This is a genomic window from Micromonospora sp. NBC_01796 (genome assembly GCF_035917455.1).
Classification (GTDB): Bacteria; Actinomycetota; Actinomycetes; order Mycobacteriales; family Micromonosporaceae; genus Micromonospora_G.
The window spans coordinates 8106108-8131245 of sequence record NZ_CP109078.1 but is presented as its reverse complement, the minus strand read 5'-3'; the positions used below and the strand labels follow the sequence as shown (position 1 = coordinate 8131245).

Sequence of the window (25138 nt, the reverse complement as noted above, 5' to 3'; positions counted from 1 at the left end):
GAAAGAGAACGGTGGAATGGACCTGACCCCGCCGATGGTCAGCCCGAGCGGCGCATCCTGCGTGCCGCGTACGCGGCTGCGCCGATGATGATCACGCCTTGCACCACCTGCCGGAGCGACTGGGCAAGGCCGAACTGGTTGAGCAGTGAGAAGAGGGCCTGGAGGGTGAGCGCGCCGGCTATCGCCGCGCCCACGCTGCCCCGCCCTCCGCCGAGCACCGCCCCGCCGAGCACGACGGCGGCGATGGCCTGGAACTCGTACCCGACCCCGGCCTCGGCGGTGACGCCGGTGGCGCCGCCGAGCAGGATCCCGGCCACCACCGCGCAGAGCGCGGAGATGACAAACGCGGTGGTACGCACCCGGCGTACGTCCACGCCGGACAGGGCGGCGGCCCGTTGGTTGCCGCCGGCCGCGTAGACCTGGTGACCGAAGCGGCTGTGTCCCAGTAGCAGCCACAGCCCGACCCCGACGGCGATCAGGATGAGCAGCGCGTACGGGAGGATGTTCAGTCCGGGCAGGCCCTCGATGCCGCGCCGGCCCAGTTGCCGGAAGTTGTCCGCCAGCGATCCCCTGGGGGCGCCACCGGACCAGAGGAACACCGCGCCGTTGAGCACCAGCAGCATGCCCAGCGTGGCGATGAACGACGGCACCCGCAGCCGGGTGGTGACCAGGCCGTTGACCAGCCCGACCAGCACGCCGCCGGCCAGCAGGAGGAGGATCAGCCACCAGGTGTTGGCGGCCTCGCCGTCGGAGAGGCGGGCGGCGATCACGACGACCGCGGTGACCAGCGCTCCCACCGACAGGTCGAACTCGCCGGAGATGATCACGTAGACCTGGCCGGCGGCGAGGATGGCCAGCGGGGCCGATCGGCGCAGGAAGTTGACGAACGAGTCGGGCTCGATGAAGACCGGGTTGCGCCAGGTCAGGACCGCGATCACCACCACCAGGATGATCCAGATCGGGGGCACGGCCCGCAGCGCGGTCCAGGCCCGTCGCCCGGCGGCGTCCTTCGGGGGTACGACCGGAGCCGGTTCCTCGGTGATCGTCACAGCCCCGCCTCGTCCCGCTGGGTACGAAGCGCGTAGAGCGCGACCGCACCGACGATGATGACGCCCCGGATCAGCGTCTTGAGGAAGGCGTTCACCTCGTACTGGTTGAACACCTGGTCGATGACGGCGAGGATCAGCACCCCGGCCAGGGTGCCGGCGACGGTGCCCCGGCCACCGGCGAGTGCCGTACCGCCGACGACCGCGGCGGCGATCGACTCGAGGTCGTACCCGCCGTCGGTGCCGACCCACGGTGCGCCCGACCGCAGCCGGCTGACCAGGAACAGCCCGGTCAGTACGGCGGTGACGCTGCACAGCACGTGTGCGGTGACGATCACCCGCGCGGACCGTACGCCGGAGAGCCGGGCGGCCTCCTCGCTGCCGCCCACCGCGTAGAGGTGGTAGCCGAACCGGGTGTGCCGCAGCACCCACCACGCGCCGCCGACCACGGCCAGCAGCAGGATCACCGAGACCGGCACCGGCCCGACGGCGTTGTAGCCCAGCCCCTGGAAGGCGCGCGGGACCGACCCGGTGAAGTTGGTGAACAGGGCGTTCAGGATGCCGCTGATCACCAGCGAGGTGCCCAGCGTGGCGATGAACGCGTTCACCTTGAGCCCGGTGATGACCAGGCCGTTGACCAGTCCGATCACGACCCCGAGGGCGAGGGTGACCAGCACCCCGAGGACCATCCGGTCCGGGTCGCCCTGCATCACGAAGGACGCCGCGACGGCGGTGACACCGACGGTGTACGCCACCGACAGGTCCAGCGAGCCGCCGATCAGGACGATGGTCTGGCCGACCGCGACCAGGCCGAGCGCCACCGACCGGACGGCCATGTTCTGCAGGTTGCTGACCGTCATGAAGTCGCCGCCGTCGAGTTCGACCAGCAACCAGGCGACGGCGAAGACACCGCCGAAGACGAGCCAGACCGGGGCGCTGGCGAAACCGGTGCGGGGCAGCCCGGTCCGGCCGAGGGTGGGGGAGAGGGTCTGCGCGGTCATCGGGCGGCGCCTTCCGTCGTACCGTCCTGGGTGGTGTCCCGGGCCCCGGCGATGGCGGCCACCCGGGCGGCGTCGGCCGCCCCGGTCGGGTCCGGCTCACCGGTGGCGAGCAGCATGATCTCGGCCTCGCTGGCACCGGGCGGCAGCCAGCCGGCGATGGTGCCGTGTCGCATCACCGCGATCCGGTCGGCCATCCCGATCACCTCGGGCAGCTCGGATGAGATCATCAGGATCGCCACCCCGCCCGCGGCCAGCTCCCGCATCAGCTCGTGGATGCTCGCCTTGGCGCCGACGTCGATCCCCCGGGTCGGTTCGTCGAAGATCAGTACGGTGGCTCCGGTGGCCAGCCACTTGGCCAGCACCACCTTCTGCTGGTTGCCGCCGGACAGGTAACGGACCTCCCGGTGCGGGGCGCCGCCGCGCAACTGCACCCGGTCGAGCAGGTCCCGTACGCCGGCCGTGGTCGCCCCGGTCCCACCGGCGCCGCGCCGACCGGCGGTCCCCATCGCCCGGATCGCGAGCAGGCTGTTGTCGCGTACGGACAGCGGCAGCACCAGTCCCTCGCTCTTGCGGTCCTCGGTGAGCAGGCCGATGCCGTGGCGGATCGCGTGCCGGGGCGAGCGCAGCGTCCGGGTCCGCCCGCCGACGCTCAGGGTGCCGGCGGTGAGTCGGGTCGCGCCGAACAGGAGCTTCGCCAGCTCGGTACGCCCGGACCCCTCCAGACCGGCCAGGCCGACGATCTCGCCGGCCCGCAGTTCCAGGTCGACGTCGTGCAGGATCCCGGCGCCGCCGCCGCGCAGGGTCAACCGGGGTTCCCCGACCTGCTCCGGCGTCGCCCTCGGCGGAAAGTAGTGGTCGAGTTCCCGCCCCACCATGAGCTGTACGAGCCGGCGGGTGTCGACCCGTGCGGTGTCCACCGTGTCGACCCGCCGGCCGTCCTTGAGGACGGTGATCCGGTCGGTCAGCTCGAAGATCTCCTTGAGCCGGTGCGAGATGTAGAGCACGGTCAGGCCGTTGTCCCGCAGCCGCCGGATGCGCGTGAACAGCGCGTCCACCTCGTGCGGTGAGAGCGCGGCGGTGGGTTCGTCCAGCACCAGGATGCGGGGCTCGAAGGAGAGCGCCTTGGCGATCTCGACCAGTTGCTGCTGGGCCACCGGCAGCCGGCCGACCGGCGTACGCGCTCCGATGACGTCGTCGGCGCCGAGGGTGGCGAGCAGTTCGGTGGCGGCGGTCTCCATCGCGCGCCGGTCGACGCCGAGCCGCCGGCGTGGTTCCCGGCCGAGGAAGATGTTCTCGGCGACGGTCCGTTCGGGCAGCAGGTTGAGTTCCTGGTGCACGATGCTGACCCCTTTTTCCAGGGCCTGCCGGGGGTGGCCGAATTGCACCTCGGTGCCGTCGATCAGTATCCGCCCGCCGTCCGGCTGGTACGCCCCGACGAGGATCTTCATCAATGTCGACTTGCCGGCGCCGTTCTCGCCCATCACAGCGTGGATCTCGCCGTGGCGGCAGTCGAGGTCGACCCGGTCGAGCACGGTCACCCCGAAGAAGCGCTTGGTGATGCCGGTCATCCGCAGCATGACCTGGTCGGATGCGTTGTCGATCGGCGTTGCGTCTGCGTCCGTCATCCGCGCCACCCCCGCATCCGGCGACCCTTGGCATCGAAGACTAGGCATTGATGACGGTCATGTAAAGCGAAAGTTACGTACCCAGTCGTAAAACTTTTGTACCTGTAACCAAAAGTTGATGTGATGCTTAAGGAAAGGATGTCCGGGTTGGTGGCATTGATGGTTGATTATGTATTGAGAGCTGCGGATCAACGGGCGCCTGGCTGCTCGCACAAAAACGAGCACCGCCCGCCACGTGGTCGTGGCAGGCGGTGCTCGGTCGGGTTCGGTGCCCCGTCAGTGGCGGGGCGTCAGGCGTCCCGGCGCTTGAGCATGATCGCGGCGGCGGCCAGGGCGACGACGACGTAACCGGCGAAGACCGCGAGTCCCGCCCACGGGCCGAGCATCCCGGCGCTCGGCGTGACCGCCATGAAGGACTCCCCGGCGTGCGACGGCAGGTACGGTCCGACCGCGTCGTTCCAGCTACTCGGCAGCAGCGGGAAGAGACCGGGTACGACCAGCATGGCGCCGAACAGGGCGCCGATCGCGGCGGCGGTGGCCCGCAGCAGCGCGCCCAGGGCCAGGCCGAGCAGGCCGACCCCGGTCAGATAGACGGCCCCACCGACGACCGCGCGGAGCACACCGGTGTCGAACAGGCTGACGCCGTGCTCGCCCAGGAGGGCCTGGCCGCCGAAGAACGCCGCGAGCGTGGCGACCAGCATCGCCACCAGGGTGACGCCGCCGAACACGATGGTCTTGCCCCACAGCACCGGCAACCGCCGGGGTACGGCGGCGAGCGTGGCCCGGATCATCCCGGTGGTGTATTCGCCCGCGACCAGGAGCACCCCGATCACGCCGATGATCAACTGTCCGAGCTGCACCCCGCCGAGGCTGGCGCCGACCGGGTCAGCGGTGCTGCCCGCGCCGATGCCCAGCGACTCCCCGCCGATCCGACCGGAGACCACACCGGCGAACAGCAGCCCGAGCGCGATCACCACGCCCATGGTGGCGAGCAGGCTGACCACCGTCGACCGCAGTGACCGGAGCTTGATCCACTCGGAGCGGATGACCCGGGCGAGGGTGACCCGTCCGGTTCGGGGGGTGCGCGTACGGGGGGCGGGGGTGGAGACCAAGCGGGTGGTCTCGAGGGTCGCGGTGCTCATCAGGCCGCCTTTCCGGCGAGTACGGGCTCGGGGGTGGTCGCGGAGTACTCGACCGAGTCGTGGGTCAGCTCCATGAACGCCTCTTCCAGCGAGGCCTGCTGGACCGAGAGTTCGTGCAGGGTCACGCCGGCCAGCGCGGCCCGCTCGCCGATCTGCTCGGTGCTGAGTCCGGAGACCTCCAGTACGCCGCGCTCGGCGCTGCTGATCTCGACCTCCGGGCCGACGAGCAACTCGCTGAGCCGGTGCGACTGGGGGGAGCGGACGCGTACCCGGGTGGAGGAGGAGAGGCCGCAGAACTTGTCCATCGGCACGTCCGCGATCAGGCGGCCCTTGCCGACCACGACCAGGTGTTCGGCGGTCAACGCCATCTCGCTCATCAGGTGCGAGGAGATGAAGACGGTACGACCCTCGGCGGCCAGGTCCTTGAGCAGGTTGCGGATCCACCGGACGCCCTCGGGGTCGAGCCCGTTGACCGGCTCGTCGAGCAGGACCGTGGCCGGGTCGCCGAGCAGGGCGGAGGCGATGCCGAGGCGCTGCCCCATGCCCAGGGAGAAGCCGCCGGCCCGCTTGCGGGCGACCTCGTGCAGCCCGACCAGGTCGATAACCTCGTCCACCCGGCGCTTGGGAATGCCGGTGGTGGCGGCCATGGCGAGCAGGTGGTGGTAGGCGGACCGACCGGTGTGCACGGCCTTGGCCTCCAGCAGCGCGCCGATCTCGTGCAGTGGCGCGGGGTGGTCGGCGTACCGGCGGCCGTTGACGGTGACGCTGCCGGAGGTGGGTGCGTCCAGACCGACGATCATCCGCATGGTGGTGGACTTGCCCGCACCATTCGGTCCCAGGAAGCCGGTGACGATGCCTGGCCGCACGGTGAAGCTCAGATCGTCGACGGCGACCTTCTCGCCGTACCGCTTGCCCAGGTTCTTCACTTCGATCATGTCGGGTGCTCCTTGTCGGGGCGGTGCCGCACCCAGCGGCGCATGGCAACAACCATCGCCTTTGCTCGGGGTGCGCGTCGTCGTCTGCCCGTAGACACCTGACGTACTACAGAGGTGGTATATCGGATCGACTACTCAACGTGATGGGGGTTCGCTGGGGCGTACCAGACCGCTCTGGTACGCGATCACCACGAGCTGCGCCCGGTCCCGCGCGCCGAGCTTCGTCATCGCCCGGTTGACGTGCGTTTTCGCCGTCAGGGGCGAGAGTACGAGCCGTTCGGCGATGTCATCGTTGGAGAGCCCGGCGGCCACCAGCATCAGCACCTCGCGCTCACGTTCGGTGAGAAGGTCTAGCTGTGCCGGCACCGTGGCGGCCGAATCCTCCGGTTGGGACAGGAACCGGGCGATCAGCCCCTTGGTGGCCACCGGGGAGAGCAGCGCGTCACCCCGGGCCACCACCCGGATCGCGTCCAGCAACTCGGCCGGGTCCACGCCCTTGCCGAGGAAGCCGCTGGCACCGGCCCGGAGCGCCTGGAGGACGTACTCGTCCACCTCGAAGGTGGTCAGGATCAGCACCCGTACGCCGGACAGGCTCTCGTCCTCGGTGATCTGCCGGGTTGCGCCCAGGCCGTCCAGATCCGGCATCCGGATGTCCATCAGGACGACGTCGGCCCGGGTTGTCCGGGCCAGGGCGACGGCCTCCACGCCGGTGGTCGCCTCGCCCACCACCTCGAGGTCCGGGGCGGAGTCGACCAGCACCCGGAACCCGGCCCGGATCAGGTTCTGGTCGTCGGCGAGCAGCACCCGGATGGTCATGGCGTCTTCTCCTGCCGCGCGGGCAGGACGGCCCGGACCCGGAACCCGCCCGGCACCGGCCCGGCGTGCATGGTGCCCCCGACGGCGGTCACCCGCTCCCGCATACCGAGCAGGCCGTGCCCGGTCCCCGCGACCGGATCGGCGGCCGGTTCACCCGGTGGCGCGTCGTTCTCGATCACGATGGTCAGCTCGTCCGGTTGGTACCCGAGTCGTACCTGCGCGGACTCGCCGCCGTGTTTGTGCACGTTCGTCAGGGACTCCTGCACCACCCGGTACGCGGCCAGGTCCACCGCCGGAGCCAGCGGGTACGGCTGACCGGAGAGCCGCCACTTGACCGCGAGCCCGGTCCGGTGGAACGAGTCGACCAGCTCCTGAAGCCGGTTCAGGGTGGGCGTCGGCTCGGTCGGGGCGGCGGTGTCGTCGGACTGGCGCAGTACGCCCAACACGGTGCCGAGTTCGTCGAGCGCCGCCCTGCCCGCCTGCCGTACGTGCCCGAGTGCCTGCTCGGCCGCCTCCGGGTTGGTACGCAGCACGTGCCCGGCCACCCCGGCCTGCACGTTGATCAGGGCGATGTTGTGCGCCATCACGTCGTGCAGGTCGCGGGCGATGCGCAGCCGGTCCTCGGCGACCCGCCGCCGCGCCTCCTCCTCCCGGCTCTGCTCCGCCCGGGTGGCGCGTTCCTCGACCGCGACGATGTAGTCCCGGTGGTTGCGCACGGCGTCACCGACGGCGGTCGCCAGCCCGCTCCAGAGGGCGAGCACGATCTTCTCGGAGTCGAGCCAGGAGCCGTTGGACGAGGAGTAGATGGCACCGGCGACCAGGAGCAGCGCGGTGAACGTGCCGGCGACGACCGCGGTGGCCCGGTTCGTGGTCGCGGCGACGGTGTAGACGGCTATCACGACCGCGAACGTGGAGAGGTTGCGGGCGGCGCCGAACGCGATCGAGGCCGCGGTGGCGGCGCTACAGAACGCCAACACCGGCAGCGGCCAGCGGCGACGCAGCGCGACAGCCGTACAGACCATGGCGCTGAAGGCGATCTCGCCGGCGCTCAGCTCGATCCGGGTGGGGGAGGGGTCCACCAGCGGTTCGCCGATGCTGATCGCGAACAGCCCGACGGCCGCGGCGGCATCAAGGGCGTAAGGGTGAAACCGGGCCGTACGCCGCCACCACCCCATATCCCACATACCGTGACGTTACGTCAATCTCGGGTGACCCTGCCACGCATCCCGGCGGCCCGCGCCGCTCACGCCAGGTAACCGCGCATCGCCTCGACGTCGCGCGGCAGACCGTACGCGCCGAGCATCATGGTGAAGTTGGCGAACGTCCCGTGTTCGCCCCACCGCCAGGTGCCGGGGGAGTCGGCGAGCACCCGCAGCAGGCGCCGCTGCCGGTCGTCGAGTTGCTCGACCGGGGTGCCCCCGGCGAGCGCACCGGCCGGGAACGCCCAACGCAGCGCCTCATTCACCACCGGAAGCGCCTCCGGTCCCGAAACCGCCGGAATCCGGGCAAGCAGCGCGTCGAAGGCCGAGTCGGCCTGCGCGTCGCCGAGCTGCCGCAGCGCCAGGCCGGCGTACCCGGCCAGGTCACCCTCGTGGAACGGGACGCCGGCCCGACGGTCGCTCTGCCCGCCCGTCCAGCTCAGCAACTCGGCGGCCACCTGCGGATCGGCGGCCGGACCGTGCAGCCGGGCGGCGGCGACCGCCGCACCCCAACGGACCACATCCCGCGGGTCGGCCAGCGCCGCCTGGACGGTCCGGGCCGCGTCGGCGTTGCCGGTGCCGACCAACCCGAGCGCGACCAGGGCGGTTGCCGCCACCTCGGCCTCCGGGTCGCCCGCCGCACCGGCCAACGCCGGCACGCTGCCGGGCCCGTCCTCCCCGAACCAACCCAGGGCGTACGCCGCCGCCGCGCGCATCTCGGTCGCGTCGTCGCCGAGCAGGGCCCGGAACAGCGGCGCCCCCACCCGGACCGCGTCGTGTACGGCCAACTCGATGTACGCGAACAAGCGCTGCTGGTCCTCGTCGGAGAGCGATCCGTAGTAGGTGTAGCGACCCTCGTTGTCCTCGTCGTCGTCCAGCTCCGGTGCCGCGCCCAGCAGCAGCTCTCCGCCGGCGGCCCGTTGCCGGTACGACGCGATCGGGAAACCTTCCGGGAGCCAGGTCTCGTCGTAACCGATCGCCAGTGAGGTCAGTAGTTCCAGGATGGCGGATCGCTCCGGAGTGGCCGGGTCAGCCAGCAGCTCCAGCAGGAATGGCACCGCGTAGGCGGTCGCCTCGTACCGGGTGCCCTGGTGGAAGATGTTGCCGTAGAGGTGCCAGCGTGCCTTCTCCCGTACGTCGGGGTCCGGTGAACGCAGGGCGATCAGGTGGTCGGGCACGTCCTCGGCGGAGCCGTACGCGTGCTCCAACTCGTCCCATCGGATCCGGGTCAGTCCTTCCAGCATGGGCGGGAACGTACAACAGGCCACCGACACGCAGCAGACATCCCGTGGACCGTCGATCGTCGGCCTCAGACCGATCTCAACCGGCGTCGGACCGGGGGATCGGCGACCCAGCCGAGAAACCGGGCGTCGGCCTGCTCCCGGCTCAGGTCGTCCAGGTCGTCCACCGCGCGGTCCCGGAAACGCCCCATCACCTCGACCAGTTGGCGCCGGTTGTGCCGGTACAGCGTCCACATCCGTCGGCGGAAGACCTGGCACGGCCATTCCTCGTTGTCGTCCCGGCAACGCCAGTCCTCGCCCGGCCGGTGTGGGGCGCCCATCGGATCGTCGCCGAGGTCGTGATCGTCGGTCACACCAGTGCTCCCATCCGGTCGGCCAACTCCGTCACCAGTGCGGGCGGTACGCCCCTGGTCTGTCGAAGGATCTCCGTCATCACGTCATGTGCGACCGGCCGACCCCGGATCTCGGCCGGCGCGTGCCGATCGGCCTCCAACAGTGCCTCCCCGGCGCTGGTCAGGTCGCCGACCATGAGGTGGCCACGCGCGACGTCGAGGAGGTGCTGCGCCCGGCGCTCGGGCAGCAGCCGGTCGAAGGCCCGCCGGGAAAGTCGGGAGTGGATGTCCACCGCCCGCCGACCCTCGCCCAACTCGACCGCCGCTGCCGCGCGGTGCAGCTCGACGTTCGTCGGCCCGAACGACGTCCGGTACCGGTTGTCGTCGGTGCCCAACCTGTCGGCAGCCACCTTCGCCTCCCTGAGCAGTTCTCCTACGCTCGCATCGTCGCCCATGTGAGCCGCCGCCATCGCCCCCTGCAACAGCAGCGACCCGTACACCGAGACCCGGTCCGGATCTGACCAGGTGGCGCCGTTCGGCGCAAGACGGTGCGCCATCACGACGTTCGCCTCGAACGCCGCTCGACTGTCGCCGGCCGCCAGGAGCGCGTTGGCGAACCTGGTCGTCCCGGTGCCGGCCAGCAGCGGATCGTCCGCGCGCTGTGCGAGGGCGATCGACCGTTCGGCGGCCAGCCGCGCCAGGTCGACCGCGCCCAGCTTCCGCGTCACCGAAGAGATCACCTGGTAGACCTCCCCGAGCAGGTGCGCGGCGCGTAGTGCACTGTTCCCGACGTGGCCCGTCTCGGCAGCCCGCGCATCCCGCAGCAGCTTCGGCAGCACGCTGACCAGGGTGTCGTACCTGGCATGCTGAAACGTCAACCACGCGTGCCCGACCGAGCGGCTCACCTCGTCCAGCGGCGGACCGGTACCGGACCCACCCGTCCCGGCGGCTGCCGGGGCGAAGCGGGCGAGTGCCATCCGGACCGCTTCGAGGTCGATCGAGCCGGCCGGCTTGACGCGGGCGGTGTGCGCCGTGCGGTCGAGCAGTGCCTCGACGCTTACCTGTAGGACCGTCGCCAAATGGTGGAGCGTCGAAAGGCTGTCCAGCCGGCGTTCGCCGCGCTCCACCTTGTCGACCCAACTCTTGGACTTACCGATCCGGTCGGCGAAAAGCTGCTGGGACATCTTCCGCCGCCCCCGCCAGTAGGCCACCCGCCGACCGACCGGTAACTCCTCCACCTCTCAGACCGTGCGGTCGAGCCGGACGCGGCCGGAAACCCCGACCGCGAAGAACTCGTTCGGCAACGCATTGTCCGCCGTACCAAATCGGCCGGCGTTTCGCGGACGCCGCCGGGTGCCGGGGGCCGGCGGAAGGTCCGGGGGCATTTCACGCGGCGGCGGTACGGGCGCAGCCGGCTGATCATCGTTGTGGTTCTGCATTGGTGTCTCCTCTCCGGAATGGAAGGGGCCGCCCCGCCGCACATACGGGTTGGGGGAAGGCGCGGGGCGGCCCCGCAGTCCCACCCGGGCTTTTGCCGACAGCTCCGAGCAGTTCCGCTAGTGACACTCTGCTGTGGATGGGCTTACTGTCGGAATGCTTCCGGCCCGGACCGAGGATTGTCGGGCGGTCCGTGTGTCCACCCCGAGTTGATCTAAAAAGACAAGAGAGGTCGAGAACGTGAGCGTGTCTACCTACGAATTCCTCCTTCGTGAACTGCGTCAGGCCCGTATGGACGCTGGGATGACCCAGGAAGCACTAGGTGAGCGGATCCACTTTTCGGCCCAGAAGGTCAGCGCCGTCGAGACCGGCCGCGCCCCGCTGACCGGCGACTTCGTTCAACTCGTCGACGACGCGGTAGGCGCCCGAGGCCGGCTCGTACGCACGTGGGACGACCTCGTCAAAGACGGCGCCGCGCCGACCTGGTTGCTTGAGTGGATCGAGTACGAGCGCGCCGCGACGTTGCTCCGATGGTTCGAGCCCTCGCTGGTTCCCGGACTACTCCAGACCGAGGCGTACGCCCGCGGGGTGCTCAGCATGGGCGGGCGGTACTCCGAGCACGAAATCGCTCAGCGTCTCGCCTCCCGGATGGAGCGGCAGGCGATCCTGCACCGTGAGCAGCCGCCCAAGTTCATCGCCGTGATCGACGCGATGGTGCTGCGGCGGGCAATCGGACCGGCCGCCGTGATGGTGGAGCAGTTCGAGCACCTGCGCGAGATGGCGAACATGCCGCACGTTCACCTGCACGTGATCCCGGAATCGGTCGGCATGCACGCCGGTCTTGCCGGTGCCTTCATCCTGGCCAAGGGGCCCGAGGGTGAGGCCGCGCACCTGGACAATCCGTTGCGTGCGCACGTCACCGACCGCGCCGTGGATCTGGATATGCTTCAGGACAGGTGGGAGAGTGTCCGAAGCGATGCGGTACCCCGCCGGGAGACCGTAGACCTTATCGAGGAAGTAGCGAAGACATGGACCTGACCGGTGCCGTCTGGCGGAAGTCGACCCGTAGTGACAACGGGGGCTCGACGTGTGTCGAGGTGGCGAAGAACCTTCCCGGCGTTGTCGGTGTGCGGGACAGCAAGGACCCGACCGGTCCGGCGCTGACCTTCGTCCCGGACGCGTGGCGCGCCTTCGTGACCCTTGCCAAGCGGCCGTGAGCCGGCCGAGCGTGGACGCGTCTGCCGCAGGGTGATCAGTCGAACCGATCAGGAAGGCGGTTGCGTGATGGACCTGACTGGTGCCGTCTGGCGGAAGTCGACCAGGTCGGGCACGAACGGCGGCAACTGTCTGGAGGTTGCCGACAACCTGTTCGGCCGGGTGTTGGTGCGCGACACCAAGGACCGCGATGGTGGAACGCTGAGCTTCGGTCCGGACGCGTGGCGCGCGTTCGTACTCCTTGCCAAGCGGTCTTGAGTCGGCCGAGCGTGGACGCGTTTGCCACTAGGTGATCCCCCGAGGCGATCAGGAAGGCGGCAGCGTTATGGACCTGACCGGTGCCATCTGGCGGAAGTCGACCCGTAGTAACAACGGGGGCTCGACGTGTGTCGAGGTGGCGAAGAACCTTCCCGGTGTTGTCGGTGTGCGGGACAGCAAGGACCCGACCGGTCCGGCGCTGACCTTCGTCCCGGACGCGTGGCGCGCCTTCGTGACCCTCGCCAAGCACCACTGACCGACTTCGTCCGACGCCCACGCCGGCTGTGACGGTTTGCTGCCCCTCTGGGGGCAGTGGACCGCCACAGCGTCAGCGGCATCGTCCCGATGATTGGGATGGTGGTCCGGGGAAGCTTCGTTAGCGTGTGTCGCGCAGTTTGAGGATGTACGTGGCGGTGAGGGCGACGGCACGGTCGTCGTCATTCGACAGATCCGCGAGCGCACGTGTTGTCGTGGTCCCCGGGATGTCCGCGAGCGCCTGGGTCAGCCGTAGACGTGCGGGCGGTTCGACGGTGCCGGGGGCGAGGCGGTCAACGAGCCTGGTGGCGATCTGGTCCGCCAACGCGGGATCACTCGCCAGTGTGCTCAGCGCGTCGGCCGCGTCGACGTCGTTCGTCTCCTCGACGATCATGTCCACGAGCGTGGGGACCGCGTCGGCCACCCCGCGTGCCCCGAGCGCCAGGGCCGCGTACCTGCGGACCACGACGTCGGAGTTCGCGAGGGCGTTGCGGAGCACTACGGTCGCGTCACCGCTCGGGATCTCGGCGATGGACTGAACGGCGCGTTTGCGTACGTCGGCTGCTGGTGCGCCGAGGCCCTGCGCCAGCGGTGCCAACCCGGCATCGCCCGACTGCGCCAACGCCCATCGGAGGGCTCCGGCGACGTTCGGGTCCGTCTCGTTGAGCACCGCCTCGACCAGTGCCTCCACCGGCACCGGAACCACGGAGGACAGGACGGCCTGCTGGCGCTTCCCGGCGCTCTCCGACCCCAACGCGTGGAGCAGCGCGACGATCTGGAGGACCTCCTCCCAGCCGGCGGGTTCCGCGGCACCGATCCGCTGGAGTCGGGTGAGCAGCTCCGTCTCAGCCGCGATGCGCTTCCGGGTCTGCCCGATGAGGTCGTCAACCAGGACCGAGGGCGTGAAGCCGGGCTCGTCGAGTGCGCGCCCGACCTCACGCAGCGACAGCCCCAGTGACCGCAGGCTCTCGATGTGGAAGATCCGGCGGATGTCCTCACTGGAGTACTCCCGATAGCCGGCGTGGGTACGACCCGTCGGGCGTACCAGGCCCAGCGTGTCGTAATGCCTGAGCATGCGGGCGCTGACCCCGGACCGTCGCGCCACATCACCGATCAACACTGCCTGTCACCCCTCCTGACCGGTCCCACCAAGGGCCATGACGCGCTTCGCCTCATCGACGGCGTACTCGAATCCGGCATCCGGGTCGCGCGACAGCCGTTCCGTGGCGATCGCGTGCTGACGTACCCGAGGGTCGGGATCCGTCATCGCTGCGCGCAGCGTCGGCATGACCACCTCGCCGAGCGCGATCAGCGCCCGGCTCAGGCTCAACTGCGTTTCACGGTTGCCGCGCCCGAGTTGTGTCGCCAGCACTCCGGCCAACTGGGGTTCCTCGCCTGCGGGCACGAGTATGACCGCTGCCCGCCAGGCGCTCCGCGCCACCTCGTCGTCGGCGTCGGTCAGCAGCGCCCGGGTCATCGCCGGCCACGCCTGCCGATCCCCGATCTTGGAGAGCGTGTGCAACGCCTGGCTTCGTGCCTGCGTACGCTCCGAGCGGAGTTCGTCGATCAGCTTCGGGACCGCCAGCGATGCTGATTGGCGGGTGAGTGCCCAGGTGAGCATTTCGCGTACGTAAAACTCGGGCTCGATCGCGCACCGCTCGATGAGCTTGTCGATCAACCGGGGGTCGGGTGTCGTGCCGACCGCCAGCGCTGCCCGCAGCCGTACCGACGAGCTGCTGTGCTCCAGCCCCCGGAGGGCTCGATTCGCATCCGTGTCCTGTTTTGGCATGGTCATCGGGACCACCTCCCTGACCCCAGTGAAGACCTTGTCACTGTGTCAAGGTCAAGCCGGGCGCGCTGTGGAATTGCCCGGCAACCTGCGTGACTTTCCACCCGCCGGGCGGGGAGGGACCCGTTCTACCCGGTTGTGGCACGATTCGGCGGTGAACGGCGTCGACGTTGCCGAACTCTTCGACAAGGCGGTGCGGATCGCGCGCACGGTCACCTGCCCCGAGGACTACGACGGTGTGTGGGAGGTGCTGGACCGCGCGGCCGGGGTGGAACGGGTAGCGGCCGAGCTGGCCGGCACACAGGTGACCTCCCCCGACGCCACGGTGCGGGCCACGGCCTGCGACCTGCTCGGCCTCGTGAGCGAGAGGCACGAGCAGATCCGCGCAAGCGCGGCGACCATCCTGATTTCGATGGCGGACACCGAGGTCGACGGCGACGTGCACTGGTCCATCGCCCGCGCTCTGGGTGCCACCTGCGATCCCCGTGCGGTGCCGGTCCTGGTCACGCTAGCCCGGCACGACGATTCCGACGTACGTCATCGGGTTGCGTGTTCCCTGCCTGCGGTGATCGGTGACGCTGTCGACGGTCCCGGCGTGGACGCGTTGATCGTTTTGTCTGCCGACCCCGACCGGGAGGTACGCAACTGGGCGACGTTCGGGCTCGGCTGGCAGACCAATGCTGACGGAGATTTTGTCCGGCAGGCCCTCTGGGAGCGCACCGGCGACAGCTACAGCGAGGCGCGTGAGGAAGGTATCCGGGGCCTGGCCAAGCGGCGGGACCACCGAGCGCTTCCGCTGCTGGCCGGTTTGCTGGCCGAGGCGAGCGCCCACGTCTTCAGTTTCGACGCGGCGGCCTTCCTGGGTGATCCCGCGTTGCTGCCGCTGCTGCGAAAATTCGATCCTGCCGACCGGGGTGTGGAGGAGGCGCTACGCGAGTGTGATCCGGTCCTTCGTGCCCGCCGGGACGCGTTCGCCATCAAACTGTTCGACGCCCTGCACGCGCGTCTGCCCGAAGCCGAGATCGCGCTGTACGCCGAGCGTTTCGAGCTTGGCCTGCACCTGGAGGTCGACTTCCCCGGGTCGGACGGCGGCCAGCCGGCGCTGTGGTCGGTGGAAGGCTTGATCGAGCGCGCCGGAGACGATCCGGACCTGGCGGTGCAGTTCGTCGCCCAGGACCTGCAAGCCATCGAACTCGGGTGAGAGGAGGTCCGGGCGGTCCGCAGTCGGTGTCTCTCATACGACTTGTGAGGGTGTCGCCACGAGTGGTGACGGTATACATACCTGAGCCGCGTTCACATTGGAAGGTTGAGCGCGGCGCCCCTCCCCGAACCGTGCTGACTGAGGAGTTCGCCGTGACCGAGGCAGTTCACACCGTAGTGAAGACGAAGGCGCAGATCATGGCGGGTGTGGAGGAGGCGATCAGCTCCTCCGTACTGGCGAGTGTGGTGGTGGCCAACCCGTGGAACACGCTGAACCAGAACAACCTGGTGACGCAGAGCGGGTATACCGCCTGGGCGCCGAGCCTCGTGGGCCCGGGGGCGCAGCTGAAACCCCTGGGCGCCCAGATCAAGCTCGGGTTGGACCCCGGACTTCGGGACAAGACCGATGCCGAGATCTACGCCGCCATGGGGAAGGCGTACCTGCGGGTCGGTAAGGAGCGCCTTCTCGCGGCGAAGAAGGGGGTGTGCCTGGGGACGTGCGTGGACATCTGTTGCCTGGTGGTGGCACATCTGGGCTCGATGTTCAGGGAGTTGTTCAACCCGACTAGCACTATCGAGGTGTGTTTCATGGCCACTCCGGGGGAGGCGTCGCATGCTCTGATCGTGGTGGACCGGGCACAGGGCAGCGCGTTGGGTGACCATTCGACCTGGGGTCCGGATGCCTTTGTCATCGACCAGTGGTACGCGCTCCAGCGCAACTCGGCGCCGGGGTCCCGGGCGGTCAAGAACGTCGATCCGCAAGGCGACTTCTACGACCCGGGTTTCATCCCGTTCCTTACCGTGAGCAGGCTCCACAAGCCCGTTGTCCTGGCGAGGAAGGGCATCTTCACCGCGCAGGACTTCAGCTCCTGAGGACGTGCCCGCCCGCGTGACGTGGCGTCATGACGGCGACGGTTGGGAGCGGCGCAGGCCGCCGAACCACTGGTTGGCGGCGAGTTCCTGCGCCACGATGCGGTCGCGGGCGGGGTCGCCGTTGGCGACGTGGTCGGCGATGGCCTGGTTGCCGCCGTGGACGATGACCTGACTTGCGGTGCGCGGGTCAAGGTCGGCGGAGGTACGCCCGGCTTCCTGCTCCGTACGCAGCCAGGTCTGCGACAGGTCGATGAACTTGCCGAGTTCGGCCTGCCAGTGCTCACGTACGGTCCGGTCGTAGCCGGAGACCTCGGTGATCGCGGCGAGTACGTGTGCGCGTTCGCGGTAGTAGGCGATCACCCTGAGCAGGGCCTCCGTGAGCCCGTCGAGACCGCTGGGCTCGCGGGGGTCCCACCCGTTGATGATGTCGAACGCGCCGTCGCCGAGCCTGGTCGACATCGGGATCAGTACCGAGGTCTTCTCCTGGAAGTACAGGTAGAGGGTGGATCGGGCGACTCCCGCCTCGGCCGCGATCTGTTGCATGGTCAGCTCGGTGAAGCTGGCGCCCTGCTTCAACAGGCGCTCGATGGCGGCGATCACCCCCGCCTCGATGGACTCCCGACGCTCCGGGGACGCGGCTGGGCGGCGGGTGGAGGTCATCGGGCAATCGTAGGGCGCTCTGCCCGACCGCAGCCGTCTTGTAGTGGCAGCGGGTGTGCCGGGGAAAGTATGTATAGTCGGATCGGACGCAGCGTCCGATTGCCATAAACCTGACTATCAGTGACATACCTCCCACCCCGAGAGGCAAGATCATGAGTACGCCGTTCCCGACCGACCGCCCGACGCTCCTGCTCGTACACGGCGGTCATCACGGTTCCTGGGTCTGGGAGAAGCTCCAGGCCGAACTCGGCGCCGAAGGCTGGCGGACCGAGACGGTCGACCTGCCGAGCGCGGTGCGGGACGAGTCCCGGCCTGAGCCGCTGCCCGGGATGTTCGACGACGCGCGGGTGGTCCGGGCGGCGATCGACGCCATCGACGGTCCCGTGGTGGTGGTCGCCCACTCGTACGCGGGCATGCCGGTCACCCAGGCCACCGCGGGCGCCCCCAACGTGGTGCACCTCGTCTACGTGGCGGCCTACATGCCCGACCTCGGTGAGGCGATGTTCCCCATCCACGGCGTTCCGACCCCGGACTCCCTGGCGGGCCTGCGGTCGCCGGTGAACCCGGAGAACAACCAGCCCGCCACGTTCTTCGACGGGAACCCGGACAACCCCGACACCGCGCTGGCCAGCGCCCGGCTGGTCCCGCAGACCATCCGCGCCGACTTCGAGGCGGTGACGCAGGTGGGCTGGAAGACCATCTCCAGCAGCTACGTCATCCCGGACGACGAACTCTCGGTGGTCGCCCTGGTCGAGGAGCGGATGGCCGCGCGGGCGGGAGCCGTCTACCACGCGGAGGGCAACCACGCCCCGTTCTACTCCCACCCGAAGGAGTTCGCCGCGCTGCTCGGCACGATCGTGGACAAGGCCGGCGCCGGTAGCTGACCGCTGCCGGTAGGGGTCAGGTCAGGTCCGGCTTCTCGTCCACCCGTCCGGCTGGAACAGTGCCGCGGCGCGACCCGGCCATGTGCCGAAGGTTGCCCACATCAGGTCGTACCCTCACCCGGCCGGTTCTCCGGCCCGCCATCGCCAGGTTGCGGGCGCGGTGGGATCGCCGGGAGGGAGAGCCTCGGCGTACGTCAGGCGGCCAGGGTTGTTGCCGTCGGCGCGTGTTCCGGCCGGTGCGGGGAGTCGGGTTCGCCGAGGGCCTCGGGCGTGAGCCAGCCCCGGTGGGCCGCGATCGCACCGAGCGCACAGCGGTTCGGCGCCCCCACCCGATCCATCAGGCGGCGCAACTGGCGCTGCATGGTCCGTACGGCGACGAAGAGGTCCGCGGCGATCTGCTCGTCGCTGTAGTCGGCGATGATCAGGTGGACGATCCGGCGCTCGCGGTCGCTGATCGGGCCGCGGTCGTCCGGCATGGCAACCTCCCCGTAGGTCATCATGTCTGCCTGTCGGTGGTTTGTTGGTCACCGACCGCCGATGCCTAGATCATCGATTGTGATGTTTCGTCCGTCAAGCGGCCTGACATTCTGGCGTCAACGTGTCGATCCACCCTTCCGGTCCGCCGACCCCGTCCCTAGGCTCCACGCTCGGGCGCCCGCGACCGGTGGACGCCGATGCAGAGATGTCCTGGAGGCGATGTCCATGCGGGGGCGAAAGTTCAGTCTGAGCCGGATGCTCGGTACGTCCACTGTGCTGGCCGGTCTGTTGCTCGGTCTGGTGGCGGCACCGGCCTCGGCCGGATCCGCGGCATCCCCGGCCGGCGCCGACGAGGCGGCACGCGCCCGGGCCACCGGCGCGTCGGTGGAGATCGTCGGATGGCGTACGGCCACCCAGCGGGTCTACGCCAACCCGGACGGGACCCGGCGAGCGGTGTTCTCGCTGCCCACCGGCGACGCCGCGGCACTCAGCCAGAACTGGTTGGGTTCGGCGAGCTGGACCTCGGTGAGCAGCCAGTACCCGAACCAGCCGTACTGGTTGGACAGTGTGGCCAGGGTCGGTTACCTCTCCGACGCCGGCTCGACCGGGGTGTGGCGCTCGCTGTTCCAGTTCGACACGGCGGCGTTGCAGGGGAAGGTCATCGAGAACGCCACCTTCCAGATCCTCCTCAACCACTCGTGGTCGTGCCAGCCCACCCCGGTGCAGTTCTGGCAGACCGCCCCGATCAGCCCGTCGACGACCTGGAGCACCCAGGGGCCCTGGTTGGCGCAGCTCGGCCAGGTCAGCGCATCCGCGTACAGCGGGTGTGGGCAGTCGCCGCGGACCGTGGCGTTCGGCGGCGCCGCCCTGCGTAACCTGATCCAGGAGGGCGCGTCCGCGTCCAGTACCACCGCCACCGTCGGGCTGCGCGCCGCGAGCGAGACCAACCAGACCCAGTGGAAGCGGTTCACCCCCGCGAACACCTCGCTCACGGTCGTCTACTCCGACCCGCTGCCGCCGGTGGAGCCCACCCACCTGTCCTAGGCTCCAACAGGAGATCCGTCCGGACCTGTGGTGACGTGGGTCCTGCTCGTGGGGGTTTTGCTCGTGGGAGTATGCAGCCACCGTCGGGTCCCAGCGGATGCGGCGGTGGCTGCCGCCCACGGAGAAGACGGAGCTGGCGAGCAAGCACCCCGGACGGGAGGAGTCCGTCGTGACACGCTCGACGACGTTCCTGCGTGAGAGCCTGCTCCGGGCCGGGATCCGCGAGGTCGTCACGGTGGAGCCGGCGACGGGCGGGCTCGCGGCGCTCGCGGGCATAGCCACCCGCCGGGACGCGCCGCCGGTGTTCGTCAAGGCCCTCACCGACGCGCCTGCCGACGATGTCTTCGTCGCGGAGGCAGAAGGGCTGGCAGCCCTGCGTGAGCTCGGCGGCGTGGCGACACCCGAAGTGATCCTGGCGAACCGGGAACTGCTGGTGTTGTCGGTGCTGCGGCCGAGGCCGCGCAGCGAGATCTTCTGGGAGCAGTTCGCGCACCTGCTCGCCCGCCTGCACACGAGCACGACCCACCCTCGCTTCGGATGGCACCGCGACAACTGGCTGGGCCGCCGCCGTCAGACCAATACCTGGAACGACGACGGCTATGCCTTCTTCGCGCAGCACCGGCTGCTTCGATGGCTCGGGCAGCCGCGCGTCGAGGCGGCACTCGACCGCGGGGACCGAGCGGCGCTGGAGCGGCTGTGTCACCGGCTGCCCGACCTGCTGCCGGATCGCCCGGCCTGTCTGACGCACGGTGACCTGTGGGCACAGAACATCCTGGCCACCGCGGACGGGCAGCCCGCGCTGATCGACCCGGCGGTGTCCTACATGTGGGCCGAGGTCGACCTCGCCCATGTGTGGTCCACCTCGCCCCCGCCCGAGGCGCACCGGTTCTTCGACGTTTATGCGGACCTGACCTCGCTTGATGCCGACTGGCGGGCCCGCATGCCGATTGTCCAGCTACGACAACACCTCGCCGTGCTGGCCCAGTTCGACGACGACTGGGGCGCGGGTGACCAGATCCGTGCGACCCTTGCCCCGTTCCGCACACGAGCCTGACCGGAGGCCCGACGGCTGGGCGCGGCGCGTACGACGTGTTGCGCGGGCCGTGGCATCGTGCCGCCACGGCCCGCGCACCCCCGTACCCCCGGGTGAAATGCCTATGCGGTGCTCGGGTCCAAGCTGCCCGACGCCGCGACCTGCACCGGAGCCGGCTTGCTGTAGCTCATCGTCCAGCCCGAGTAGTTGGACATGTTGCAGCTGGCGGTCCAGTCACAGGACACCGCGGCGTAGCCGCCGGTGCTGAGATCCGTGATCGCGCTGTGGGTCACTCCCTGGCCGGCCAGGTAAAGGGTCTTGTGCCCCAGGTGCCAGGACGAGCCCAGGTCCATCGCGCTGTCACCGAGCACCAGGACGTCGTCGCGCGAACCGATCGCGGTCCAGTCCGTCGCGCCGGTCGCCTGCGGGTTCGGGTAGGGCCGGATCCAGTTGGCGTAGAACGGCGAGTCCGGGTCCATGTCGCCGCACTGGTTGTCGATACACGGCATGCCGTCGAACGCGCCGCCGTGCGGGGTGGCCAGGGTGCTGACATCCTCGACGAACAGGTAGGGCGGGAAGTCACCGCGCCCGATGCCGGCGATCGCCACCCGGGTGATGAGGCCACCCATCGAGTGCGCCACCACGTCGACCGGGCGGCCGTAGCGGGAGAAGTTGTTGTAGATCATCCAAGCGAAGTCCCGGCCGATGTCGTCGATGTGCGTGTTCCGCCCGGCCGCGGTGCCGGTTGCCCGGTCGCACCGGGTGTCCCCGCCGTAGTAGCCGACCGTCTGGAGATACTGGCTGGCCCAGCCCCGGGCCCGGTAGGCGTTGATCGCCGCACCCCAGTAGTCCAGGCAGTCGTGGTAGCCCTGCAGGTCATAGCCGTGGACGAACAGGACCGTCTTGTCGGCGCCGTAGGTGCGGGCGGGCACTCCCGCGATGGTCGCGGCCGGTAGGGCCACGTCACCGGAGACGCCCCAGCCCTGCTGGAGTACGGCGGTGCCGCCGCCGGGCCGGTTGTAGGCGACGGACCAGCTACCGTCCGAGGGGCGCATGACCGCCATGTCGGTGCGTCCGTCACCGTCGAAGTCGCCCGGAACGGGCTGGTCACCGGCGATGCCCCAGCCGGCCTTGAGCGGGAAGGAGTATCCGCCGCTGGTGTACCAGACGTACCAGCTTCCGGTCGAGGGGCGGAAGAACATGGCGTCGCTCTTGCCGTCGCCGTTGAAGTCGCCGGGGACCGGGATGTCACCCAGTGACCCCCAGGCGGGCGTGATGACCGCGCTGCCACCGGAACTGTAGGCCACCGACCAGCTTCCGTCGCGGGGACGCCAGACGGCCATGTCGGCCCGCCCGTCACCGTTGTAGTCGCCCGACACGGGGATGTCACCCGCCATGCCCCAGCCGTTGCGCAGTACCGCCGTGCCGCCCCCCGCGTACGCCACGGACCAACTGCCGTCGGTACGGCGGAACACCATCATGTCCGAGCGCCCGTCGCCGTTGTAGTCGCCGGGAACGGGGATGTCGCCCCGGATGCCCCAGCCGACCTTGAGTACGGCGGTGGTGGTGCCACCGGTGAATGCCACCGACCAGCTACCGTCCCTGGGTCGGAAGACCATCGCGTCCGCCCGGCCGTCGCCGTCGTAGTCGCCGTTGACGACCTCGTCGCCGTAGATGCCCCAGCCGGACCGCAGCGGGTTGACCCTGCTTCCACCGGTGTACGCGACGGACCAGTAGCCGTTGGCCGGGCGGAACGTCCCCGCGTCCGTCCTGCCGTCGCCGTTCCAGTCGCCGACCCGGGTGATCGGAGCGGCGTGGGCGGGCTGTCCCGTGATCGCCACCACCCCCACCGGGATCAGCAGCGACAGTGTCAGTCCGGCCATCATGGAGGACACCCGTCCTCGCCCCCTGCGGTGCAGTCTCAGCATGCTTGCTCCCGTGTTCGGCACCGGTCGATCCGGTGTGGCCGAAGCCTAGGAAAACCACTGCTGTACGGGGCTCACCCGCGACTACTCCGGGCGGCAGCCCTCGCCGCGCCCTGACCATGGCACCTGGAGCGTGGGCGGCAGAACCGGCAGATTCACCGGCGGCAGATCGACCACGCCGATCCGTCTACCGCAGGCTGCCGCCCGGTGTCACCGTCGGCGTGACCACCGCCGCCCGTGACGGCGGGGCATCAACTGGTAGCGGGCCGTGCCTACCGCCGGCGGCTCGACGCGGCGGCGTGGCAGGCGCCCCAGCCCTCCGCGCGGGCGACGATCCGGCCGGCGTGGACGGCGACGGCGGTCTCGGTGGCGTCGCTGACCGCGGGTACGCCGGCCGCTGCCGCGAGGGTGCCGTCCTGGTCGTGTACGACCTGCAGCCGTGGCCAGCTCGACGAGGGGAAGGACTGGCTCAGGCAGGCGCGGAACTCGGCGACCGTCAGTCGGGCCAGTGCCATCAACTCGTCGGGGGTGCCGCTGACCAGGACCGCCGTGACCTCGGCGTCGGGCGGTGCAGCGCGTACGGCCTCCTCGATGGCGGAGATCCGGTGCAGGCCGAGGACCGCCACCACCCCGTCGCCGGTCAACCGCGCGGGTGCGTCGCGCAGGGCGTCGACCGCGACGGGCGGGGCCCACGGCTCGTCGACCGTGCGGGGCGGCGGTACCTGGGTCAGGTGCGGGGCGTCCCAGGTGTCGTCCGGGGCGAGGTCGGCGAACTGCTCGCAGGCGCTGACCACGGTGAACGGCTCCACGAAGCCGGGCGCGGCGGCGGCGAGCTGGCTCGCACCGTGCAGGGTGGTGAGCGTGGTCTCGGCCACCCGTACCCGGCGGGGGGCAGGTGTGCCGGCGCGGTGCAGCCGTTCGAGGGCGAGCCCGAGCAGGATCGCGTCGAGGTGCACCAACTGCGTGTACGGCAGTCGGGTCCGTTCGTCGGCGAGGATCTCGGGGAGCAGGTCCGTACCGAGTCGGGCGGCGCCGGAGGAGTCGGTGGCGAGCGGCAGTCGGGTGAGCCAGGCGCGGGCGAACTCGCCCAGTGCCGTACGCGGTGTGCTGCCCTGGCTCCGGTACACCGGCTCCGACACCCGCTCGGCGTCGGCGGCCAGGACGGCGAAGTACAGCGCCCGCTTGCCGGGGAAGTTGGAGTAGACCGCGCCCCGGGTGAGTTCGGCGCGCTCGGCGATGTTGTCGATCTTCGCGTCCCGGAAGCCGCGCTCGACGAACTCGTCCCGGGCGGCGGTGAGCACCTTCGCGCGGTTGCGCTCCTGCATTTCCGCCCTGGTGAGCCGGCCCATCGTTCCCCCACATCGCGGCGTTGCCATCCGTACCGACTCAAGATACCGTCACCACTCAGATGGTGTGAACATATGAAGCGAACATCTGAGATTGGGAGTTGTGGTGACCCGTACCGGACAAGAGGGCCCCGGCGTACCGGAGATCGACCTGACCGACGCCGAGGTGTTGCACGACCCGTTCGCCGCGTACGGCGAAGTGCGCGAACGGTCACCGCTGGCGCGGATCCAGGCACCCGGATTCGGACCCGTCTGGGCGTTGACCCGGCACGAGGAGGCCAGGGCGATGCTCGCCGACCCGAGGTTCGAGCTGACCGCCGACAGTTACACCCGTCCCGACGTACCCGAGCACTGCCTGGCCTATATGCGGACCATGCAGGAGATGGACGGCCCGGAGCACCTGCGGCTGCGCCGGCTGGTGTCGCCCGCGTTCACCGCGCGGCGCGCGGCCGGGTTCCGGCCCCGGATCGAGCCGATCGTCGACCGGCTCCTCGACAACCTGGCCGAGCACGCGGCACGGGCCGGGGGCAGGCCGGTGGACCTGATCCTGCACTTCGCCCGGCCGCTGCCGATGGACGTCATCTGCGAACTGGTCGGCATCCCGGAGACCGAACGTCCACAGTGGCGGGAGTGGGGTGCCGCCGTCGCCACCGGCTGGGGGCAGGCGTTCGCCGACGCGATCCCGCACATCATGGCCGGTGCCCAAGCCGCGGTCGCGCTGCGCCGGGCCGAGCCCGCCGACGACCTGATCTCCGAACTCGTCCAGGTCCGGGACACCGACGGCGACCGGCTCGGCGAAACCGAACTCGTCACCCTGGTCTGGCACCTCGTCCTCGCCGGCCAGACCCCGACCAACCTCGTCGCCAACGCGGTGCAGACGCTGCTCACCCACTCCGAGCAACTCGCGGTGCTGCGCCGGGAACCCGATCTGATGCCGCGCGCGGTGGAGGAACTGACCCGCTGGTCCGGGCCGCAGTTGATAACCATTCCCCGGTACGCCCGCGAGGACGTCGAGATCGCCGGTGTGCTGGTCGGCAAGGGTGAACCGGTCACCGCCGTGATCGCCGCCGCCAACCGCGACCCGCGCGCCTTCACCGACCCGGAAACACTCGACCTCGGTCGTCCCACCGAGGCGTCGGCCCACCTCGGCTACGCCCACGGGCCGCACTTCTGTCTCGGGGCGGCGCTGGCCCGGACCCAGACCGAGGTCGCGCTCACCCGGCTGCTGGACCGCTTTCCGGACCTCGCGCTCGCCGACACACCTACCGGGTCCGGCCGGCTGCCCGATCCGGGCACCTGGCGCCTCGCGGCCCTGCCCGTGACCCTCTGAACCGCGGATCCGGGACGCGCTCCGGGCGTCATGCCCGGGGCCACCGGATCGGGGCGGTACTGCTTATGATCTTCG

The 25138-nt window shown here is 70.0% G+C and carries 26 protein-coding genes; 10 read left to right on the top strand and 16 right to left on the bottom strand.

Features of this window, described 5'->3' with window-relative positions:
- Positions 1-38: 38 nt before the first annotated feature.
- The 10 genes from OIE47_RS36160 to OIE47_RS36115 all read right to left on the bottom strand — a co-directional run bounded on the left by OIE47_RS36160 (position 39) and on the right by OIE47_RS36115 (position 10575).
- Positions 39-1049 carry an ABC transporter permease gene (locus OIE47_RS36160; protein ID WP_326559044.1) on the bottom strand — a complete coding sequence of 337 codons (1011 nt, stop codon included), beginning with the start codon at positions 1047-1049 and terminating at the stop codon, positions 39-41.
- Positions 1046-2047, bottom strand: a complete 1002-nt coding sequence (locus OIE47_RS36155) for an ABC transporter permease (RefSeq protein WP_326559043.1) — start codon at positions 2045-2047, stop codon at positions 1046-1048. The genes OIE47_RS36160 and OIE47_RS36155 overlap by 4 nt, the downstream gene beginning before the upstream one ends.
- A complete protein-coding gene (locus OIE47_RS36150; protein ID WP_326559042.1) occupies positions 2044-3672 on the bottom strand; it encodes a sugar ABC transporter ATP-binding protein in 1629 nt (542 codons plus the stop codon). Before OIE47_RS36150 ends, OIE47_RS36155 begins: the two co-directional genes overlap by 4 nt.
- Before the next feature lie 290 nt (positions 3673-3962).
- On the bottom strand, positions 3963-4814 hold the full coding sequence (locus OIE47_RS36145) for an ABC transporter permease (protein ID WP_326559041.1): 852 nt from the start codon (positions 4812-4814) through the stop codon (positions 3963-3965).
- Positions 4814-5749, bottom strand: a complete 936-nt coding sequence (locus tag OIE47_RS36140) for an ABC transporter ATP-binding protein (protein ID WP_326559040.1) — start codon at positions 5747-5749, stop codon at positions 4814-4816. The genes OIE47_RS36145 and OIE47_RS36140 overlap by 1 nt, the downstream gene beginning before the upstream one ends.
- Before the next feature lie 135 nt (positions 5750-5884).
- Positions 5885-6565: a response regulator transcription factor gene (locus OIE47_RS36135; protein ID WP_326559039.1), complete on the bottom strand. Its 681-nt coding sequence runs from the start codon at positions 6563-6565 to the stop codon at positions 5885-5887.
- Positions 6562-7749: a sensor histidine kinase gene (locus OIE47_RS36130; RefSeq protein ID WP_326559038.1), complete on the bottom strand. Its 1188-nt coding sequence runs from the start codon at positions 7747-7749 to the stop codon at positions 6562-6564. Before OIE47_RS36130 ends, OIE47_RS36135 begins: the two co-directional genes overlap by 4 nt.
- A 59-nt stretch (positions 7750-7808) precedes the next feature.
- A complete protein-coding gene (locus OIE47_RS36125; protein WP_326559037.1) occupies positions 7809-9008 on the bottom strand; it encodes a HEAT repeat domain-containing protein in 1200 nt (399 codons plus the stop codon).
- Positions 9009-9073: 65 nt separating this feature from the next.
- Positions 9074-9358: a hypothetical protein gene (locus OIE47_RS36120; protein ID WP_326559036.1), complete on the bottom strand. Its 285-nt coding sequence runs from the start codon at positions 9356-9358 to the stop codon at positions 9074-9076.
- Positions 9355-10575 carry a helix-turn-helix domain-containing protein gene (locus OIE47_RS36115; RefSeq protein ID WP_326559035.1) on the bottom strand — a complete coding sequence of 407 codons (1221 nt, stop codon included), beginning with the start codon at positions 10573-10575 and terminating at the stop codon, positions 9355-9357. Before OIE47_RS36115 ends, OIE47_RS36120 begins: the two co-directional genes overlap by 4 nt.
- Before the next feature lie 439 nt (positions 10576-11014).
- Between OIE47_RS36115 and OIE47_RS36110 the strand changes: the two genes are divergently transcribed.
- The 4 genes from OIE47_RS36110 to OIE47_RS36095 all read left to right on the top strand — a co-directional run bounded on the left by OIE47_RS36110 (position 11015) and on the right by OIE47_RS36095 (position 12503).
- Positions 11015-11812, top strand: a complete 798-nt coding sequence (locus OIE47_RS36110; RefSeq protein WP_326559034.1) for a helix-turn-helix domain-containing protein — start codon at positions 11015-11017, stop codon at positions 11810-11812.
- Positions 11803-11991, top strand: a complete 189-nt coding sequence (locus tag OIE47_RS36105) for a DUF397 domain-containing protein (protein WP_326559033.1) — start codon at positions 11803-11805, stop codon at positions 11989-11991. Before OIE47_RS36110 ends, OIE47_RS36105 begins: the two co-directional genes overlap by 10 nt.
- A gap of 67 nt (positions 11992-12058) precedes the next feature.
- Positions 12059-12247, top strand: coding sequence for a DUF397 domain-containing protein (locus OIE47_RS36100; protein ID WP_326563335.1), 189 nt, complete (start codon positions 12059-12061; stop codon positions 12245-12247).
- Positions 12248-12314: 67 nt separating this feature from the next.
- A complete protein-coding gene (locus tag OIE47_RS36095) occupies positions 12315-12503 on the top strand; it encodes a DUF397 domain-containing protein (protein ID WP_326559032.1) in 189 nt (62 codons plus the stop codon).
- Between the two features lie 120 nt (positions 12504-12623).
- Here OIE47_RS36095 and OIE47_RS36090 read toward each other — a convergent pair whose 3' ends face one another.
- On the bottom strand, positions 12624-13622 hold the full coding sequence (locus tag OIE47_RS36090) for a MerR family transcriptional regulator (RefSeq protein WP_326559031.1): 999 nt from the start codon (positions 13620-13622) through the stop codon (positions 12624-12626).
- Between the two features lie 6 nt (positions 13623-13628).
- The gene (locus OIE47_RS36085; protein WP_442792026.1) at positions 13629-14297 is read right to left on the bottom strand and encodes a HEAT repeat domain-containing protein; all 669 of its coding nucleotides are present in this window, start codon (positions 14295-14297) and stop codon (positions 13629-13631) included.
- A 148-nt stretch (positions 14298-14445) separates the two neighbouring features.
- Between OIE47_RS36085 and OIE47_RS36080 the strand changes: the two genes are divergently transcribed.
- Positions 14446-15492 carry a HEAT repeat domain-containing protein gene (locus OIE47_RS36080; RefSeq protein ID WP_326559030.1) on the top strand — a complete coding sequence of 349 codons (1047 nt, stop codon included), beginning with the start codon at positions 14446-14448 and terminating at the stop codon, positions 15490-15492.
- Positions 15493-15644: 152 nt separating this feature from the next.
- Positions 15645-16364, top strand: coding sequence for a hypothetical protein (locus OIE47_RS36075; protein ID WP_326559029.1), 720 nt, complete (start codon positions 15645-15647; stop codon positions 16362-16364).
- Positions 16365-16391: 27 nt separating this feature from the next.
- On the opposite strand, the gene OIE47_RS36070 is transcribed toward OIE47_RS36075, so the two are convergent.
- The gene (locus tag OIE47_RS36070) at positions 16392-17024 is read right to left on the bottom strand and encodes a TetR/AcrR family transcriptional regulator (protein ID WP_326559028.1); all 633 of its coding nucleotides are present in this window, start codon (positions 17022-17024) and stop codon (positions 16392-16394) included.
- Positions 17025-17176: 152 nt separating this feature from the next.
- Between OIE47_RS36070 and OIE47_RS36065 the strand changes: the two genes are divergently transcribed.
- Positions 17177-17908, top strand: coding sequence for an alpha/beta fold hydrolase (locus tag OIE47_RS36065; RefSeq protein ID WP_326559027.1), 732 nt, complete (start codon positions 17177-17179; stop codon positions 17906-17908).
- A 194-nt stretch (positions 17909-18102) separates the two neighbouring features.
- Here OIE47_RS36065 and OIE47_RS36060 read toward each other — a convergent pair whose 3' ends face one another.
- Positions 18103-18384, bottom strand: coding sequence for a helix-turn-helix transcriptional regulator (locus tag OIE47_RS36060; protein ID WP_326559026.1), 282 nt, complete (start codon positions 18382-18384; stop codon positions 18103-18105).
- 226 nt (positions 18385-18610) lie between these two features.
- Here OIE47_RS36060 and OIE47_RS36055 point away from each other — a divergent pair, with 226 nt between their 5' ends.
- Both OIE47_RS36055 and OIE47_RS36050 read left to right on the top strand, forming a co-directional pair.
- Positions 18611-19429: a DNRLRE domain-containing protein gene (locus tag OIE47_RS36055; protein WP_326559025.1), complete on the top strand. Its 819-nt coding sequence runs from the start codon at positions 18611-18613 to the stop codon at positions 19427-19429.
- A 169-nt stretch (positions 19430-19598) separates the two neighbouring features.
- Positions 19599-20483 carry a fructosamine kinase family protein gene (locus tag OIE47_RS36050; RefSeq protein ID WP_326559024.1) on the top strand — a complete coding sequence of 295 codons (885 nt, stop codon included), beginning with the start codon at positions 19599-19601 and terminating at the stop codon, positions 20481-20483.
- A 101-nt stretch (positions 20484-20584) separates the two neighbouring features.
- Here OIE47_RS36050 and OIE47_RS36045 read toward each other — a convergent pair whose 3' ends face one another.
- Complete coding sequence (locus OIE47_RS36045) at positions 20585-22348, bottom strand: FG-GAP-like repeat-containing protein (RefSeq protein WP_326559023.1); 1764 nt, start codon at positions 22346-22348, stop codon at positions 20585-20587.
- A 311-nt stretch (positions 22349-22659) separates the two neighbouring features.
- Complete coding sequence (locus OIE47_RS36040; RefSeq protein ID WP_326559022.1) at positions 22660-23763, bottom strand: TetR/AcrR family transcriptional regulator; 1104 nt, start codon at positions 23761-23763, stop codon at positions 22660-22662.
- A 76-nt stretch (positions 23764-23839) separates the two neighbouring features.
- Between OIE47_RS36040 and OIE47_RS36035 the strand changes: the two genes are divergently transcribed.
- Entirely contained in the window at positions 23840-25063 is a 1224-nt protein-coding gene (locus OIE47_RS36035; RefSeq protein ID WP_326559021.1) for a cytochrome P450 family protein, read from the top strand.
- Positions 25064-25138 lie beyond the last annotated feature (75 nt).

Coding starts and splice junctions, on each gene's coding strand:
- OIE47_RS36060 (WP_326559026.1), bottom strand. CDS start 18,384: ATGCCGGACGACCGCGGCCCGATCAGCGACCGCGAGCGCCGGATCGTC.
- OIE47_RS36095 (WP_326559032.1), top strand. CDS start 12,315: ATGGACCTGACCGGTGCCATCTGGCGGAAGTCGACCCGTAGTAACAAC.
- OIE47_RS36150 (WP_326559042.1), bottom strand. CDS start 3,672: ATGACGGACGCAGACGCAACGCCGATCGACAACGCATCCGACCAGGTC.
- OIE47_RS36105 (WP_326559033.1), top strand. CDS start 11,803: ATGGACCTGACCGGTGCCGTCTGGCGGAAGTCGACCCGTAGTGACAAC.
- OIE47_RS36045 (WP_326559023.1), bottom strand. CDS start 22,348: ATGATGGCCGGACTGACACTGTCGCTGCTGATCCCGGTGGGGGTGGTG.
- OIE47_RS36100 (WP_326563335.1), top strand. CDS start 12,059: ATGGACCTGACTGGTGCCGTCTGGCGGAAGTCGACCAGGTCGGGCACG.
- OIE47_RS36130 (WP_326559038.1), bottom strand. CDS start 7,749: ATGTGGGATATGGGGTGGTGGCGGCGTACGGCCCGGTTTCACCCTTAC.
- OIE47_RS36145 (WP_326559041.1), bottom strand. CDS start 4,814: ATGAGCACCGCGACCCTCGAGACCACCCGCTTGGTCTCCACCCCCGCC.
- OIE47_RS36065 (WP_326559027.1), top strand. CDS start 17,177: ATGAGTACGCCGTTCCCGACCGACCGCCCGACGCTCCTGCTCGTACAC.
- OIE47_RS36140 (WP_326559040.1), bottom strand. CDS start 5,749: ATGATCGAAGTGAAGAACCTGGGCAAGCGGTACGGCGAGAAGGTCGCC.
- OIE47_RS36135 (WP_326559039.1), bottom strand. CDS start 6,565: ATGACCATCCGGGTGCTGCTCGCCGACGACCAGAACCTGATCCGGGCC.
- OIE47_RS36070 (WP_326559028.1), bottom strand. CDS start 17,024: ATGACCTCCACCCGCCGCCCAGCCGCGTCCCCGGAGCGTCGGGAGTCC.
- OIE47_RS36125 (WP_326559037.1), bottom strand. CDS start 9,008: ATGCTGGAAGGACTGACCCGGATCCGATGGGACGAGTTGGAGCACGCG.
- OIE47_RS36085 (WP_442792026.1), bottom strand. CDS start 14,297: ATGACCATGCCAAAACAGGACACGGATGCGAATCGAGCCCTCCGGGGG.
- OIE47_RS36155 (WP_326559043.1), bottom strand. CDS start 2,047: ATGACCGCGCAGACCCTCTCCCCCACCCTCGGCCGGACCGGGCTGCCC.
- OIE47_RS36040 (WP_326559022.1), bottom strand. CDS start 23,763: ATGGCAACGCCGCGATGTGGGGGAACGATGGGCCGGCTCACCAGGGCG.
- OIE47_RS36055 (WP_326559025.1), top strand. CDS start 18,611: ATGCGGGGGCGAAAGTTCAGTCTGAGCCGGATGCTCGGTACGTCCACT.